We start from the raw sequence: 13,491 nt of genomic DNA on the forward strand, positions 1-13,491 counted from the left end.
CGTGCCGCTCAACCGCCCGCCATCGCGCCGAGCACGATGAACGGCTCCTTCCCCGCGACCACCTCCTCCGGCAACGGGTCGTCCGGGGAGTCGTTGGAGAGGTCCAGCTCGCAGGCGTAGAAGCGGACGAATGGCCGGCGCTGCCCGCTGTGCCGGTCGCGGATCGTGCCGAGCAGCATCGGGTACGCGGCCTCCAGCGCGTCGAGCACCTCCCGCTGGGTGGGCGGCCCGGCCACCTCGACGCGGACCTCACCGGTGACGTGCGCCAGGTTCTTCAGGTGCGCCGGCAGCACCACCCGGATCACGGCAGCACCTGGACCTCGACCGAGAGCACCCCCGGCAGGTCCCGCACGATCGGCGCCCAGGTGTCGCCGCCGTCGGCCGAGTGGTAGACCTGACCGCCGGTGGTGCCGAAGTAGATGCCGCACGGGTCGAGCGTGTCGACGGCCATCGCGTCGCGCAGCACGTTGACGTAGCAGTGCGACTGCGGCAGCCCTTCGGTGAGCGGCTCCCAGTGCTCGCCGCCGGTACGGCTGCGGTAGACGCGCAGCTTGCCCTCCGGCGGGTAGTGCAGCGAGTCGCTGGTGATCGGCACCACGTAGATCGTCTCCGGCTCGTGCGCGTGCACCGCGATCGGGAAGCCGAAGTCCGTCGGCAGGTCTCCGCTGACCTCCCGCCAGTTCGCGCCGGCGTCGTCGGTGCGCATGACGTCCCAGTGCTTCTGCATGAACAGCGTGTCCGGCCGGGACGGGTGCTGCGCGAGACGGTGCACGCAGTGCCCGACCTCGGAGTCGGTGTCCGGGATCTCCCCCGAACGCAGACCCTTGTTGATCGGCAGCCAGCTCGCGCCGCCGTCGTCGCTGCGGAACGCGCCGGCCGCCGAGATCGCCACGTAGATGCGGTCCCGGTCGGCCGGGTCGAGCAGGATCGTGTGCAGGCACATCCCGCCCGCGCCGGGCTGCCAGGACGGGCCGGTCGGGTGCTGCCGCAGGGCGGTCAGCTCGGACCACTTCTGACCGCCGTCGGTGGACAGGTAGAGGGCGGCGTCCTCGCCGCCCGCGTACACCGTGTCGGGGTCGTGCCGGGACGGCTCCAGGTGCCAGATCCGCTTGAACTCCCACGGGCGTGGGGTGCCGTCGTACCAGAGGTGCTCCCCCACCTCGCCGCTGTAGGCGAAGTCGTTGCCGACCGTCGTCCAGTTCCGCCCGCCGTCGTCCGAGCGCTGGATCAGCTGCCCGAACCAGCCACCGGACTGGGACGCGTACAGCCGGTCCGGTTCGACAGGGGACCCGGTCAGGTGGTAGATCTCCCAGCCGCCGAAGTGCGGCCCGTCGACGGTCCAGTCGTCACGCTTGCCGTCCGAGGTCAGGATGAACGCGCCCTTGCGCGTGCCGACAAGTACTCGTACGCCGCTCATGTCTCGTCCTCTCGTCCGAGGGTTCTCCCCGCATTGACCGTGCGGCTCACCGAAACTCATCGCTGTCGTACTCCCCGGCTACGACATTTCCCCGCCGCAGGCACGGCGGCGAGGCGGCACGCCGGTGCGGCCGGAATGTCGGAGGCCGCGGCTAACCTGCGCGCATGACCGGCCCCGGAGACGTCCCACCCGAGCACCTCGACCGCCTGCGGCCGATCTGCCTCGGCCTGCCGGAGACCTACGAGGAAGCGGCCTGGGTGGGCGTCCGCTGGCGCGTGCGCGGCCGCACCTTCGCCCACGTGCTCACCGTCGGCCCGGGCCACCAGGCGGCGTACGCGCGGGCCGCCGCGACCGACGAGCCGGTCTGCGTGATGACGTTCCGCTCCCCCGGCGACGAGATCGCCGGGCTGCTCGCGGCCGGTCCGCACTTCTTCAAGCCGGACTGGGCCGCCGACGTGGTCGGCCTGCGGTTGGACGCCGAGACCGACTGGACCGAGGTCGCCGAGCTGCTCACCGAGAGCTTCTGCGTGCTGGCCCCGAAGAAGCTGGTGGCACTGGTCGACCGGCCGGGCTGAGTCAGCCGAGCTTCTTGCGCAGCGTCTCGAACGCCAGGTCCGGCCGCAGCGGCACGCCGAAGCGCTCGTCGCCGTACGGGAACGGGCTCAGCTCGCCGGTACGGACGTAGCCGCGCCGCTCGTACCAGGCGATCAGGTCGTCGCGCTGGACGATCACGGTCATCCGCATCTCACCGGCGTGCCACTGCTCGGCCGCGTAGCGCTCGGCCTCGGCCAGCAGGTCCCGGCCCAGGCCGCCGCCCTGCCGGCCGGGGGCGACAGCGAACATCCCGAAGTACACGTGGTCGTCGCGGCGTTCCAGCTGGCAGCAGGCCACCAGGTCGCCGTCCTGCTCGGCGACCAGCACCACGCCGTCCGGGCCGGTGACCGCCGCGGTCACCATCTCCGGGTCGGTGCGCTGCCCGGCCAGCAGGTCCGCCTCGTGGGTCCAGCCCTGGCGGCTGCGCTCGCCCCGGTACGCCGACTCGATCAGGTCGACGAGGGCGGCGACGTCCTCGGGGCGGGCGACCCGGACGGTACGGGATGCGGGGCTGGTCATGGCGGTTCTCCACGGTCGGCGACGTACCTGGTCAGCGTACGCACGCGGGTGTCCCGGACGGCGGCCGGGACCACCGGGGGCGGGCGCTTCGTGGTTCACTGCCCGGCATGGAGACGACTGTCGGCGCGGCGGGCCTGCCGGCGGTGCTGGACCTGCCGTCCGGGCCGGTGCGCGGCGGCCTGGTGGTGCTGCACGGCTCGCAGGCCGGGCAGCGGTCCCACTTCCTCTACGAGCATCTGGCCCGGCTGCTGCCACCGGCCGGGGTCGCGGTGCTGCGCTACGACCGCCGCCCCCGTGCCGACGGGCACGACGTGCCGCTGACCGACCAGGCGGAGGACGCGGCGGCGGCCGTGACCGAGTTGCGCCGGCACGTCGGGGCGGCGCCGGTCGGGCTCTGGGGTTTCAGCCAGGGCGCGTGGGCGGCGGCGCTCACCGCGACCCGGCACCCGGTCGGCTTCCTGGTCCTGGTCGGGTGCAGCGGCGTGAGCCCGGCGGTCCAGATGCGCTACGGCACCGCCGAGCAGCTGCGCCGCAACGGCTACGGCGCGGCCGACCTGGCCGAGCTGGCCGAGCTGCGGCGCGTCGCCGAGGGGTTCCAGCGTGGCGAGGTGCCGCGCCCGGTGGCGCAGGCGGCGATCGACGCGGCGGCGCGGCGGCGGTGGTTCCCGCTGGCGTTCCTGCCCGACGAGCTGCCCGCCACGCCCGGCACCTGGACCGACATGGACTACGACCCGGCACCGGTGCTGGCGCGGCTGACCGGCCCGGTGCTGCTCTGCTACGGCGAGACGGACGCGTGGATCCCGATCGAGGACAGCCTCGCGGTGTGGCGGCGGACGGCCCGCGACGCCGAGCTGACGGTGGCCCGGCTGGCCGGCTGCGACCACTCCCCCACGCTCGGCGAGGCCGAGGACCTGGACGGCATCTCCCCGCAGTACGAGCGGGTGCTGCTGGACTGGCTCGACCGCACGCTGCCGCCGCCGGGCTGAAGGGGCCGGGCGCCACGAAAGGTGGTCGCCCGCCCCGCGTGACCCGGCTACGCTGCCGCGCATGGACGCCGAGCTGCCCACGTTCGAGTTCGCCTTTCCCGGTCCGCTGCGCGACCAGCTCGTCGCCGCGGTGCTCGACGGGAGCAAGACCACCACCACCGGCCTGCTGCAGGACTACGAGATCGACGGCGAGCCGCTGCCCGAGGTCGGCACCCGCTCGGCGGTGATCGACTCCGCCGGCCGGCCGGTCGCGGTGATCGAACTCGTCGAGGTCCGCGTCGCCCCGCTCGGCGAGGTGGACCTCGACCACGCCCGCGACGAGGGCGAGGGGTTCGAGACGGTCGCCGCGTGGCGGGAGGGCCACGAGAGGTTCTGGCACGGCGACGACTACCGCGGCTGGCTCGGCGACCCCGGGTTCACAGTGGACGACGACACCCCGGCCGTGCTGGAACGCTTCCGCCTGGTCGAGACGCTCTGACGTACCGGCCGGGCGGCTCACTCCGTGGCGAGCCAGGCCCGCAGCGCCGCGCCGTGCTCATCGAGGTCGGGTGGCGGCAGGTCGTATCGGGGCGGGGTGTCGGACAGGCCGATCGGGTTCCGGATCCCCGGCACGCCGCCGGTCGTCACCACCGGCTCCAGGCCCAGCCCTTCCGCCAGCGCCACGCCCTCGGCCACCGAGTTGATCGGGCTGCACGGCACGCCGGCGGCACGCAGCTCGGCGAACCAGTGCGCGCTGCCGCGCCGGGACAGCGCCGCCACCAGCAGCGGCCGCAGCTCGTCGCGGTGCGCGACCCGGTCGGCGTTGCAGCGGAACCGCGCGTCGTCGGCCAGCTCCGGCACGCCGAGCACCCGGCAGAGGGTACGGAACTGACCGTCGTTGCCGGCGATCACCACCAGGTCGCCGTCGGCGGTGGGCAGCGGCTCGTACGGGACGATGCTCGGGTGCGCGTTGCCCATCCGGTGCGGCGCCGCTGCCCCGGCGACGTACGCGCTGGTGTGGTTGACCAGCCCGGACAACGCCGAGGAGAGCAGGTCCACGCGGACGTGCTGCCCGCGCCCGGTGGAGTCCCGGTGCCGCAGCGCGGCCAGGATCCCGACCGCCGCGTGCAGCCCGGCGATCACGTCGAACACCGCCACCCCGGCCTTGTAGGGCGGGCCGTCCGCGTCCCCGGTGAGGCTCATCAGGCCGGCTGCTGCCTGCACCATGAGGTCGTACCCGGGCAGGTCGGCGCCACCGGCGTCGCCGAAGCCGCTGATCGAGGCGTACACCAGGCGGGCGTTGCGGGCGGTGACCGTGTCGTGGTCGAGGCCGAAGCGGCGCAGCGCGCCCGGCCGGAAGTTCTGGATCAGCACGTCGGCCCGGTCGGCGAGCCGGTGCGCCAGCGTCAGGTCACCCGGGTCGGTCAGGTCGAGGACCAGCGAGCGCTTGTTGCGGTTGACCGCCAGGTAATAGGTCGAGACGTCGTCGCGGACCGGCGGGCGCCAGCCGCGGGTGTCGTCGCCGCCCGGCGCCTCCACCTTCACGACGTCCGCGCCGAGGTCGGCCAGGAGCATCGTCGCGTACGGCCCGGCGAGGATCCGGGAGAAGTCGGCGACCAGCACCCCGCGCAACGGACCCGACATGCCACCCCTCCCTCGCCGCCGACCACGATGACACATACCCGACGGCCCACCCGGCCGGGGTTGCCCGTCCGGCTACGGTCACCTCGGGGACGTACCGGGAAAGGGGTGTGCCCGTGTCGCTGCTGAGCCGGCTCGCCGAGACCACCGACGACCGTCCGGGCGCGGTCCGGGTGGGCGACCGGTCGCTGTCCTGGGTGGAGCTGCGCCGCGCGGCCACCGCGGTCGCCGACGACCTGCGCGGCGCGGCCCGGGTGGCGGTGCCCGCCACCGCGACCCTGGAGACGGTGGTCGGCGTGGTCGGCGGGCTGCTCGCCGGCGCGGCCGTGGTGCCCGTGCCACCGGACGCCGGCCCGATGGAACGCGACCACATCCTGCGCGACTCCGGCGCGGAACTGCTGCTGGCCACGCCGGGCACGCCGGACGCCGGCGCGCCGCCGGTCGTGCCGCTGGACCTGGCCCGGCGCTCGGACACCACGCATCCCGAGCCCGACCCGGCGGCCACCGCGCTGATCCTCTACACCTCCGGCACCACCGGCGCGCCGAAGGGCGCGGTGCTGTCCCGCCGAGCGATCGCCGCCTGCCTGGACGGGCTCGCCGACGCCTGGGCCTGGACCCCCGACGACGTGCTGGCACACGGCCTGCCGCTGTTCCACGTGCACGGGCTGGTGCTCGGCGTGCTCGGCCCGCTGCGCGTCGGCAGCCCGCTGCGCCACGTCGGCCGGCCGCACCCCGAGCGGTACGCGGCCGCCGGCGCCTCGATGTACTTCGGCGTACCCACGATCTGGTCGCGGATCGCGGCGCAACCGGCGGCGGCGCGGGCGCTGCGCGGCGCCCGGCTGCTCGTGTCCGGCAGCGCGGCACTCCCCGAGCCGGTCTTCGCGGCGCTGGCCGGGCTGACCGGCAACCGGCCGGTCGAGCGGTACGGGATGACCGAGACCCTCGTGACGCTGAGCGCCCGCGCGGACGGTCCCCGGCGGCCCGGCACGGTGGGCGTGCCGCTGCCCGGCGTGCACACGCGCGTGGTGGACGACCACGGCGGCGCGCTGCCCGCCGACGGCACGGCCATGGGCGAACTCCAGGTACGCGGCGGCACGCTGTTCGACGGCTACCTGAACCGGCCGGACGCCGACGCGGCCACCCGCACGGCGGACGGCTGGTTCCGCACCGGCGACGTCGCGACCGTCGACCCGGACGGCGCCCACCGGATCGTCGGCCGGGCCGCCACCGACCTGATCAAGAGCGGCGGATACCGGATCGGGGCCGGCGAGGTGGAGGACGCGCTGCTGGCCCACCCGGGTGTCCGGGAGGCGGCGGTGGTCGGCACGCCCCACCCCGACCTGGGGCAGCAGGTGACCGCGTACGTGGTCGGCGACGGCGTGGCCGAGACCGAGCTGATCGACTTCGTGGCACGGCAGCTGTCCGCGCACAAGCGGCCACGGCAGGTACGGCTGGTCGGCGCGCTGCCCCGCAACGCGATGGGCAAGGTGCAGAAGTCCCGGCTGGGCGAGACGTGACCCGCACCCCGCCGGGAACCAGGCGGACCGTCCGGACGACTATCCCTACATGGTGTGTGAGCAGTGGCGGGAGATCCTGTCGGCACAGCTGGACGGTGAGGCGTCCGGGTCGGAGATCGAGGCGGCCGAGGCGCACCTGACCGGCTGCGCCGGCTGCCGCGCCTGGTTCGACACCGCCGCGTCGGTGACCCGGCGTGCCCGTACGCAGCTCGCCCCACGGGTACCCGACCTGGTCGACGCGGTCCTGGCCGCCGCCCCGCCGCCCCGGCCCAGCCGCCGCCACCGGATCACGCTCGGCCTGCGCGGGGCGCTCGGCCTGCTCGGCGCGGTGCAGCTCGTGCTCGGCCTGGCCCAGATCGGACGGGAGGCGGTCGTCGCGCACGCACACGTCTCCGGCCAGCACCTGTGGCACGAGTCGGCGGCCTGGAACGTCGCCGTCGGCGCCGGGTTCCTCTACGTGGCCGCGCGCCGGTCCGCCCCGTCCGGCCTGCTGCCGATGCTCAGCGCGTTCGTCGCCACGCTCGTGCTGCTGTCGGTGAACGACCTGATCACCGGGCAGGTGGCGATGACCCGTCTGGTCAGCCACGGCTTCCTGCTGGTCGGCTGGGCCGTGATGCTGGTGCTGTCCCGGCTCGGCCGGCGCCCCGGCGACACGCCACCCGGGCAGCGCCGGTCGGACGGATCGCGGTGGGCGCTGCCGGCCGAGGAACCGGCCGCGCCGGCGCTGCGGCTGGTGCCGCCCGGCCCGTACCCGGCACAGGCCCGCGACCGGCGCGCCGCCTGACGGTCCGCGCGGAGCCGGTGCGTCCCCGCGCGGGCCTTCTGCCTCTCCGCGCGGGCCCGTGTTCCCGCGGGCCTTTGCGTTCCCGCGATCCCGCAGTGCCGTCCCGGCGAGTCCCGGCGGTCGCGGCCTCAGCGGGCCCGGCGGTCGCGGGCGTCGCCGGACCAGGCGGCGACCAGGTCCTCACGGGCACGGGCCACGCGGGAGCGGATGGTGCCCACCGGGCAGCCGCACACCTCGGCCGCCTCGGCGTAGGACAGGCCGAGCACCTGGGTGGCCACGAACGCCTCCCGCCGGTCCGGCGGCAGCGTGGCGATGAGGCCGCGCAGCACCACGCCGTCGTCCCCGCCGCCGGTCACCGCGCCGGCCGCCTCGGCGGCGGCCTGCCAGTCCGGCAGCGCCGCCACGCGGGGCCGGGCGGTCGCCGCCCGCACGTGGTCCACCGCGACCCGGCGGGCGATGGTGAAGATCCAGGTACGCGCCGACGACCGGCCCGCGAAGCCGGGCAGGCTGCGCAACGCGCGCAGGAACGTCTCCTGGGCGAGGTCGTCGGCCTCGGCGGGCCCGGCCAGGTGGGCGAGGAACCGCCACACCGGCGCCTGGAGGGCCCGGACGAACGCGGCCGCGGCCAGCTGGTCTCCCCGGGCGGCACGACGGGCCCACCCGGTCACCTGCTCGTCGTCGGCGTCCGGGCTCATCCGCGGCCGGCCCGCCGGTCCGGCATGCTCATGCCGGACGGTACGGAAACGGGCCCCGCTCGGTTCATTCCTGGCGTCCCTCCTGCCGGCGCCGGGTTCCGGCCGCCCTCGATTGGTCGGCCGGCGGGTGGGAAAAGTTCCACCGCTGTCAGTCGTCGACGGACACGGTGACCGGCCCGACCCGCAGGACGCCGTCGGTGAGCGGGGCGCACCGGACGCCACCACGGCGGCGCATCGCCTTCCACGTACCGGGGGCGACCACCACGTCGAGCCACGCGCAGGGCGGGGCGGCCCGGTGCACCCGCAGCCGGACCGGGCCGGCACCGGAGTCGAGCGTGAGGACGCGCCCGACCAGCTCGTCCACCGGGATGCCGTCGGTCAGCACGTTGCGCCGCAACTGGGTGAGATCCGCGCCCGGCGGCAGCGACTCCCGCGCGATCAGCGTGACGCTCGCCTGCCGGTGCGCGGGACGGCCGAAGTAGCGGTCACCGACGATGCCGAGCCCGGCGCGCACCTGCACCTCGTCGACCAGTTCACCCGGTGGTGCCGGGGCGGGCCCGTCCGCCGGGCGGCCCACGTACCGGTGTACGGGCGAGGCCGACAACTGGACGATCCGCGGCATGCCCCGAAGTCTAATCACGGGCATACCATCGCCAAACCGGACGATAGCCGCGCTCACGTATCCGCGTCCCGAGCAGGGCCGTTGTACCAGGTGTGACGGCGAGGCGACACGACGCGATCGGGGCTCATCCGCGGCGGCGGCTGGCCTGGGCCCGGCGCGAGAACGAGCGCCGGCGCCGGGCGTACGAGGCGGCGGCCCGGATCTGGCGCCGGCACGCCGAACACCTCGACCGGCTGGCGATGGAGGCGGCAGGCTTCCACGGCTGCGCGCTGCCGGGCACCCCGCTGCCGGTGCCGCTGGACGACGGCGAGATCGTCTACCGCATCCTGCCCACCGTCGACCTGGTCGAGGCCACCGCCCGGCACCTGCCCGGGCTGCCGGTGCCGGGCCGCACACTCGCGGGCTGCCTCGACCCGGCCGACGGTCCGCTACCGGCGGGACTGCGCGTGGTCGACAGCGGCGCCGCCGTGGTGACCGACCGGCGGGTGGCCTTCGCCGGGCACGACGTCCGGCGGGACTGGCCCCTGCGGGAGCTGCACGGCCTCGGGCACCACCCGGGCCGCCCGGTCACCCTGCTGCACGGCGCCGACGGTGGCACCCCGGCGGGTCTCCGCGTACCGGCACCTGGTGCGGCGAACGCCCGGTTCTACCTCACCCTGGCCCACGCCGGCGCCACCGGCACGCGACAGGCGGTCGTCGAGGACGTCGAGGCGCTGCGATCCGCGCACCGGGCTGCCCGGCCCCGGCCACCCCGGCCGCTCGGCCCGTGGGACGCCCCGGCCGAACGGGCGCTTCCCCAGCGGCTGGCGGCAGCGGGCGTCGCGGCGGTGGCGGTGCTGCTGGGCGTCACCTCCGCCGGCACCTGGACGGCCACCGCCGGGCAGACCGATCCGGCGCACCGATCGGCGACCCACCCGGCAACCGCTCCCGCCACGGCTCCCTCACCTCCGGCCCCGTACACGGCGACTCCGGCCGGCCCGTCGTCGCCGCCGATTCCCCGGCCGACCCGGTCCGCGCCGCGACCGGAGCGTCACCCGGTCACCCTGCCGGGCGGGCGGGTCCTCACCACCGCACCACCTGTCGCCGGGGCGCCGCCGACGCGCCCCGGCGACCGCCCGCCGGCACCCGTCGAACCGACCGCGCCACCCGCCGACCCGGTGACCCCGGCGCCGACCGTGAGCCCGACGGGCGATCCGGACCCGACCGGAGGGCCCGGCCCGACGGACGAGCCGAGCCCGACCGCGTCGTCCGAGCCGCAGACCCTCCTGGACCTGGTGGGCCTGCGGCTCGGCCCGGCCGTACGACGCGGCGCGGCCGCCAAGGCAGACACCGACCCGCACACCCACCGTTGATCTTGCACTTCTGGCCCGGGGGGTGAGGGATTCGTCCCGCTTTCGGAGGGCCGAAAGTGCAAGATCGCGGGGGCGAGGGCCGGGGGCGAGAGGGCGAGGCGTGTCAGGGGGTGTGGGGAGTCAGGAGGTAGTCGCCGTCGTCGGGGCTCCAGCGCAGCTCCACCGCTCCGCCCGTCGCGGCCGCCTTGCAGAACTGGAGGAAGCTGCGGTAGCCGAGCTTCTTCTCGCTGAAGTCGGGCCGCGCGCGCCGGAGCTGGTCCTTCAGGCCGGACAGCGCCACCGCGCCACCGTCCGCGGCGAGGTCCACCACCACGGAGCGCAGCAGCCCGAACGCGACCTCCCGGTCGCCCTGCTCGGGGAGCGAAACCTCCGGGTCGCCCTTGGCCGGCCCGGCGGCCAGCTCCACCACGTTGTGCGCGGCGAGGTGGCGCAGCAGTTCCCCGAAGGTCCGGAAGCCATAGTCGGACTCGCTGAACGTGGGGTCCTTGCGCAGCAGAGCGCGCTTGAGCGCGGAGGCGGTCACGTCGCCGCTGGAGCTGCCCTGCATGCCGGCGACTGTCTGCACGAGCTGCACGGCGAGCGTGTCGACATCCCGCGCCGAATCGTCCTCGGCCGGGGTCTCCGCCACCGGCTCGGGCGCCGGCTCCGCGGGCGAGGGCCGGGCCGGGCGCGACCGGCGGGCGGCGGGCGGCGGTACGTCCACGCCTTCGAGGCGGTCGTAGTAGAGGAACTCGTCGCAGGCCGGCGGCAGCAGCGCGGAGGTCGACTTCTCGACTCCGACGCCGATCACCCGCTTGTTGAGTTCGCGCAGCTTGTGCACGAGCGGGGTGAAGTCGCTGTCGCCGGTGCAGATCACGAACGTGGAGATGTAGCCGCGCTCGAACGCCAGCTCGACCGCGTCCACCGCCATCTTGATGTCGGCGGCGTTCTTGCGGGAGGCGCCCATCCGCTGCGGTATCTCGATCAGCTCGACGTGTGAGCGGGTGAGCATCCGCCGGTCCTCGTCGAAGTACGACCAGTCCGCGTACGCCCGGCGCACCACCACGCGTCCCCGCTCGGCGAGCGCGTCAGCGATCGGCCGGAAGTCGAACGGCCGGCCGCCGTGATGGTCGCGGACGCCCAGGGCCAGGTTCTCGTAGTCGAGGAACAGCGCGATGCGGTCTTCGTGATCCACGGAGGCAGCCTAGCCCGGCCGGACCGCCGCGCCGGTCAGCGCCGCTCGTCGCGGTAGACGGTCTCGCGGCGGGCCACCCGCTGGATGGCGTAGCTGGTCACCAGCAGCAACAGCGCGAGCACCACCTCGACGCCGGCGACGGTGCCGGTGGCGACGGTGAGCCCGAGCAGCAGCAGGATCAGCCCGACGACGGCGAGCAGGCCCGCGAGCAGCAGCCGGTTGCGCCGTCGCGCCGACCGCTGCGCGTCGTCGTCTGCGCTCACGCTGGCCCGCCTTCCTCCGGTTCCGGTTCCGATCCTAGGCGTCGGCCCTGGCCGGGGTGGCGGATCGCGACGCCGGAACGGCCCGGGGCCGGACGCGAACGCGTCCGGCCCCGGGTCACGGCGGCGGTCAGTGGATCGGGACCGGCATCGGACGCTTGTCCTCGCCCGGGTCCCCGTCGAGCAGGTGGGAGGGCTCGCGGCGGCGGGGCAGGAACGCGGCCGGGACGAAGGTCAGCAGTACCAGACCGAAGGCCACCCAGAACGTGGTGGAGAAGGAGTTCGCCGCGAAGTCGAGCCCGCGCTCGATCAGCGACGGCGGCACCGGGAACTGCTGGAGCAGCTCGGGCTGCTGCTGCGCGGCGATGGCGAGCTGGGCCTCGGTCAGCGGGGCGCCGGTGGCCGGGTCGGTGACGCCGGGGATCGGCTGCGAGCCGTTCAGCTCACTGGTGAGGATGACCGACATGACCGCGGCGCCTACGGAACCGCCGATCTGCTGGAGGATGTTGACGAGCGTGGAGCCGCGCGCCACCTCGGCCGCGCTGAGCGTCTTCAGCGCCGAGGTCATGATCGGCATCATCGTGCCGCCCATGCCGAGGCCCATCACGAACAGCGAGCCGCAGAGCAGCCAGTACGACGTGTCGGTGCCGAGCTGGGTGAAGGTGAAGAACCCGGCCGCGATGAGCACCAGCGCGAACGGCACCGTACGGCCGACCGGCACCTTGTCGGCGAGCATGCCGGCGATCGGCATGGTCAGCATCGCGCCGATGCCCTGCGGCGCGATCAGCAGGCCCGCGGTCAGCGTCGTCTCGCCGCGCACCTGGAGGAAGTAGCTGGGGAACAGCAGGCCGGCGCCCATGAACGCGATGATGAACACGAACATGGTGACGGCGGCGATGGTCAGGTTGCGGTTGCGGAACAGCCGCAGGTCGAGCAGCGGGTGCCGGGGCCGGAACGAGTAGAGCACGAAGGCGACCACGAGCGCGCCGCCGACGAGCATCGGCAGCCAGACCTTGGTGTCGGCGACCGTGCCGGTCTCGGGCAGCGTGGAGATGCCGTAGAGGAACAGCGCGAGACCCGGCGAGAGCATGAGCATGCCGAGGAAGTCGAACGACTCGGACGGCTCGGCGTTGTCCTTGGGGAGCGCCAGCTGGGCGTAGACGAGCGCGACCAGGCCGATCGGCAGGTTGATCAGGAAGATCCAGTGCCAGCTCGCCACGTCGATCAGCCAGCCGCCGAGGATCGGGCCGGTGATCGGGCCGAGCAGCATCGGGATGCCGAGCACCGCCATCAGGCGGCCGATGCGGTGCGGGCCGGCGGCCCGGGTCATGATCGTCATGCCGAGCGGCATGAGCATGCCGCCGCCGAGGCCCTGGACGACCCGCCAGGCGATCAGTTCGCCGATCGAGTCGGCGGTGGCGCAGAGCCCGGAGCCGATGGTGAACAGCGCCAGCGCCACCATGTAGAGGCGCTTCGTGCCGAACCGGTCGGCGGCCCAGCCGCTGAGCGGAATGACAGTGGCCAGCGCGAGTGTGTAGCCGGTCATGGTCCATGCGACGCGGGCGTACGTGGCGTCGAACTCGCTCTGGAACGTCGGCAGCGCCACGCTGACGACTGTCACGTCGAGGATCGACATGATCGCACCGAGCACGACGACGCCGGCCACCTTGAGTACGGCGGCGTCGAGCTTCGTCGACGTCGCGACGGGTTGCTGGGTCACTGACGGTCTCCTGGAATCCGGTCCGGCACGAAGGTGGCGGTGGCGGCACCGCGCGCCGTCGGTGGAGCGCGGGCGGAACGCGCGGCGGGCGGCGTCCGGGCGACAGCGTAGCCATGACCTGCGACGAGACGCGGCCGGTTTTGCCGAGGGGCGAACCAGCCCGGTGCCCGGAGCCGCCGCGTCACCGGCGCCGAACTGCTCCGTCGGCTCGCGGAAAGGGCAGGTGCACGC

Annotated in this window: 15 protein-coding genes; 6 read left to right on the plus strand and 9 right to left on the minus strand. The window is 74.6% G+C overall.

Annotated features, from left to right (window positions below):
• Positions 1-8: 8 nt before the first annotated feature.
• Both O7607_RS27630 and O7607_RS27635 read right to left on the minus strand, forming a co-directional pair.
• Positions 9-305 (minus strand): MoaD/ThiS family protein, encoded by a 297-nt coding sequence (locus O7607_RS27630; protein ID WP_269706372.1) that lies wholly within the window; start codon positions 303-305, stop codon positions 9-11.
• Positions 302-1,417, minus strand: a complete 1,116-nt coding sequence (locus tag O7607_RS27635) for a WD40/YVTN/BNR-like repeat-containing protein (RefSeq protein WP_269706373.1) — start codon at positions 1,415-1,417, stop codon at positions 302-304. Before O7607_RS27635 ends, O7607_RS27630 begins: the two co-directional genes overlap by 4 nt.
• 164 nt (positions 1,418-1,581) lie before the next feature.
• On the opposite strand from O7607_RS27635, the gene O7607_RS27640 reads away from it, so the two are divergent.
• Positions 1,582-1,992 carry an MmcQ/YjbR family DNA-binding protein gene (locus tag O7607_RS27640; protein WP_269706374.1) on the plus strand — a complete coding sequence of 137 codons (411 nt, stop codon included), beginning with the start codon at positions 1,582-1,584 and terminating at the stop codon, positions 1,990-1,992.
• 1 nt (position 1,993) lies between these two features.
• On the opposite strand, the gene O7607_RS27645 is transcribed toward O7607_RS27640, so the two are convergent.
• Complete coding sequence (locus O7607_RS27645; protein WP_269706375.1) at positions 1,994-2,530, minus strand: GNAT family N-acetyltransferase; 537 nt, start codon at positions 2,528-2,530, stop codon at positions 1,994-1,996.
• Positions 2,531-2,637: 107 nt separating this feature from the next.
• On the opposite strand from O7607_RS27645, the gene O7607_RS27650 reads away from it, so the two are divergent.
• A complete protein-coding gene (locus O7607_RS27650; RefSeq protein ID WP_269706376.1) occupies positions 2,638-3,516 on the plus strand; it encodes an alpha/beta hydrolase family protein in 879 nt (292 codons plus the stop codon).
• Positions 3,517-3,577: 61 nt separating this feature from the next.
• A complete protein-coding gene (locus O7607_RS27655) occupies positions 3,578-3,994 on the plus strand; it encodes an ASCH domain-containing protein (protein ID WP_269706377.1) in 417 nt (138 codons plus the stop codon).
• A 17-nt stretch (positions 3,995-4,011) separates the two neighbouring features.
• Here O7607_RS27655 and O7607_RS27660 read toward each other — a convergent pair whose 3' ends face one another.
• The gene (locus tag O7607_RS27660) at positions 4,012-5,139 is read right to left on the minus strand and encodes a CaiB/BaiF CoA transferase family protein (protein ID WP_269706378.1); all 1,128 of its coding nucleotides are present in this window, start codon (positions 5,137-5,139) and stop codon (positions 4,012-4,014) included.
• Between the two features lie 113 nt (positions 5,140-5,252).
• On the opposite strand from O7607_RS27660, the gene O7607_RS27665 reads away from it, so the two are divergent.
• Positions 5,253-6,653, plus strand: a complete 1,401-nt coding sequence (locus O7607_RS27665; RefSeq protein ID WP_269706379.1) for an acyl-CoA synthetase — start codon at positions 5,253-5,255, stop codon at positions 6,651-6,653.
• A gap of 49 nt (positions 6,654-6,702) precedes the next feature.
• Entirely contained in the window at positions 6,703-7,437 is a 735-nt protein-coding gene (locus O7607_RS27670) for a zf-HC2 domain-containing protein (RefSeq protein WP_269706380.1), read from the plus strand.
• Positions 7,438-7,565: 128 nt separating this feature from the next.
• Here the strand turns inward: O7607_RS27670 and O7607_RS27675 are convergent, their stop codons facing one another.
• Together O7607_RS27675 and O7607_RS27680 are read right to left on the minus strand one after the other, a co-directional pair.
• Positions 7,566-8,132: a sigma-70 family RNA polymerase sigma factor gene (locus O7607_RS27675; protein WP_269706381.1), complete on the minus strand. Its 567-nt coding sequence runs from the start codon at positions 8,130-8,132 to the stop codon at positions 7,566-7,568.
• Between the two features lie 148 nt (positions 8,133-8,280).
• A complete protein-coding gene (locus O7607_RS27680) occupies positions 8,281-8,754 on the minus strand; it encodes a molybdenum cofactor biosysynthesis protein (RefSeq protein ID WP_269706382.1) in 474 nt (157 codons plus the stop codon).
• A gap of 92 nt (positions 8,755-8,846) precedes the next feature.
• Between O7607_RS27680 and O7607_RS27685 the strand changes: the two genes are divergently transcribed.
• Positions 8,847-10,106 (plus strand): hypothetical protein, encoded by a 1,260-nt coding sequence (locus O7607_RS27685; protein ID WP_269706383.1) that lies wholly within the window; start codon positions 8,847-8,849, stop codon positions 10,104-10,106.
• Positions 10,107-10,209: 103 nt separating this feature from the next.
• Here the strand turns inward: O7607_RS27685 and O7607_RS27690 are convergent, their stop codons facing one another.
• The 3 genes from O7607_RS27690 to O7607_RS27700 form a co-directional block, all read right to left on the minus strand.
• Positions 10,210-11,280, minus strand: a complete 1,071-nt coding sequence (locus O7607_RS27690) for a PIN domain-containing protein (protein ID WP_269706384.1) — start codon at positions 11,278-11,280, stop codon at positions 10,210-10,212.
• A 35-nt stretch (positions 11,281-11,315) separates the two neighbouring features.
• Positions 11,316-11,543 carry a hypothetical protein gene (locus O7607_RS27695; protein ID WP_269706385.1) on the minus strand — a complete coding sequence of 76 codons (228 nt, stop codon included), beginning with the start codon at positions 11,541-11,543 and terminating at the stop codon, positions 11,316-11,318.
• A 127-nt stretch (positions 11,544-11,670) separates the two neighbouring features.
• Positions 11,671-13,260, minus strand: coding sequence for a DHA2 family efflux MFS transporter permease subunit (locus O7607_RS27700; protein WP_269706386.1), 1,590 nt, complete (start codon positions 13,258-13,260; stop codon positions 11,671-11,673).
• Positions 13,261-13,491 lie beyond the last annotated feature (231 nt).

The sequence above is a fragment of the Micromonospora sp. WMMA1949 genome (assembly GCF_027460145.1).
Taxonomy (GTDB): Bacteria; Actinomycetota; Actinomycetes; order Mycobacteriales; family Micromonosporaceae; genus Micromonospora.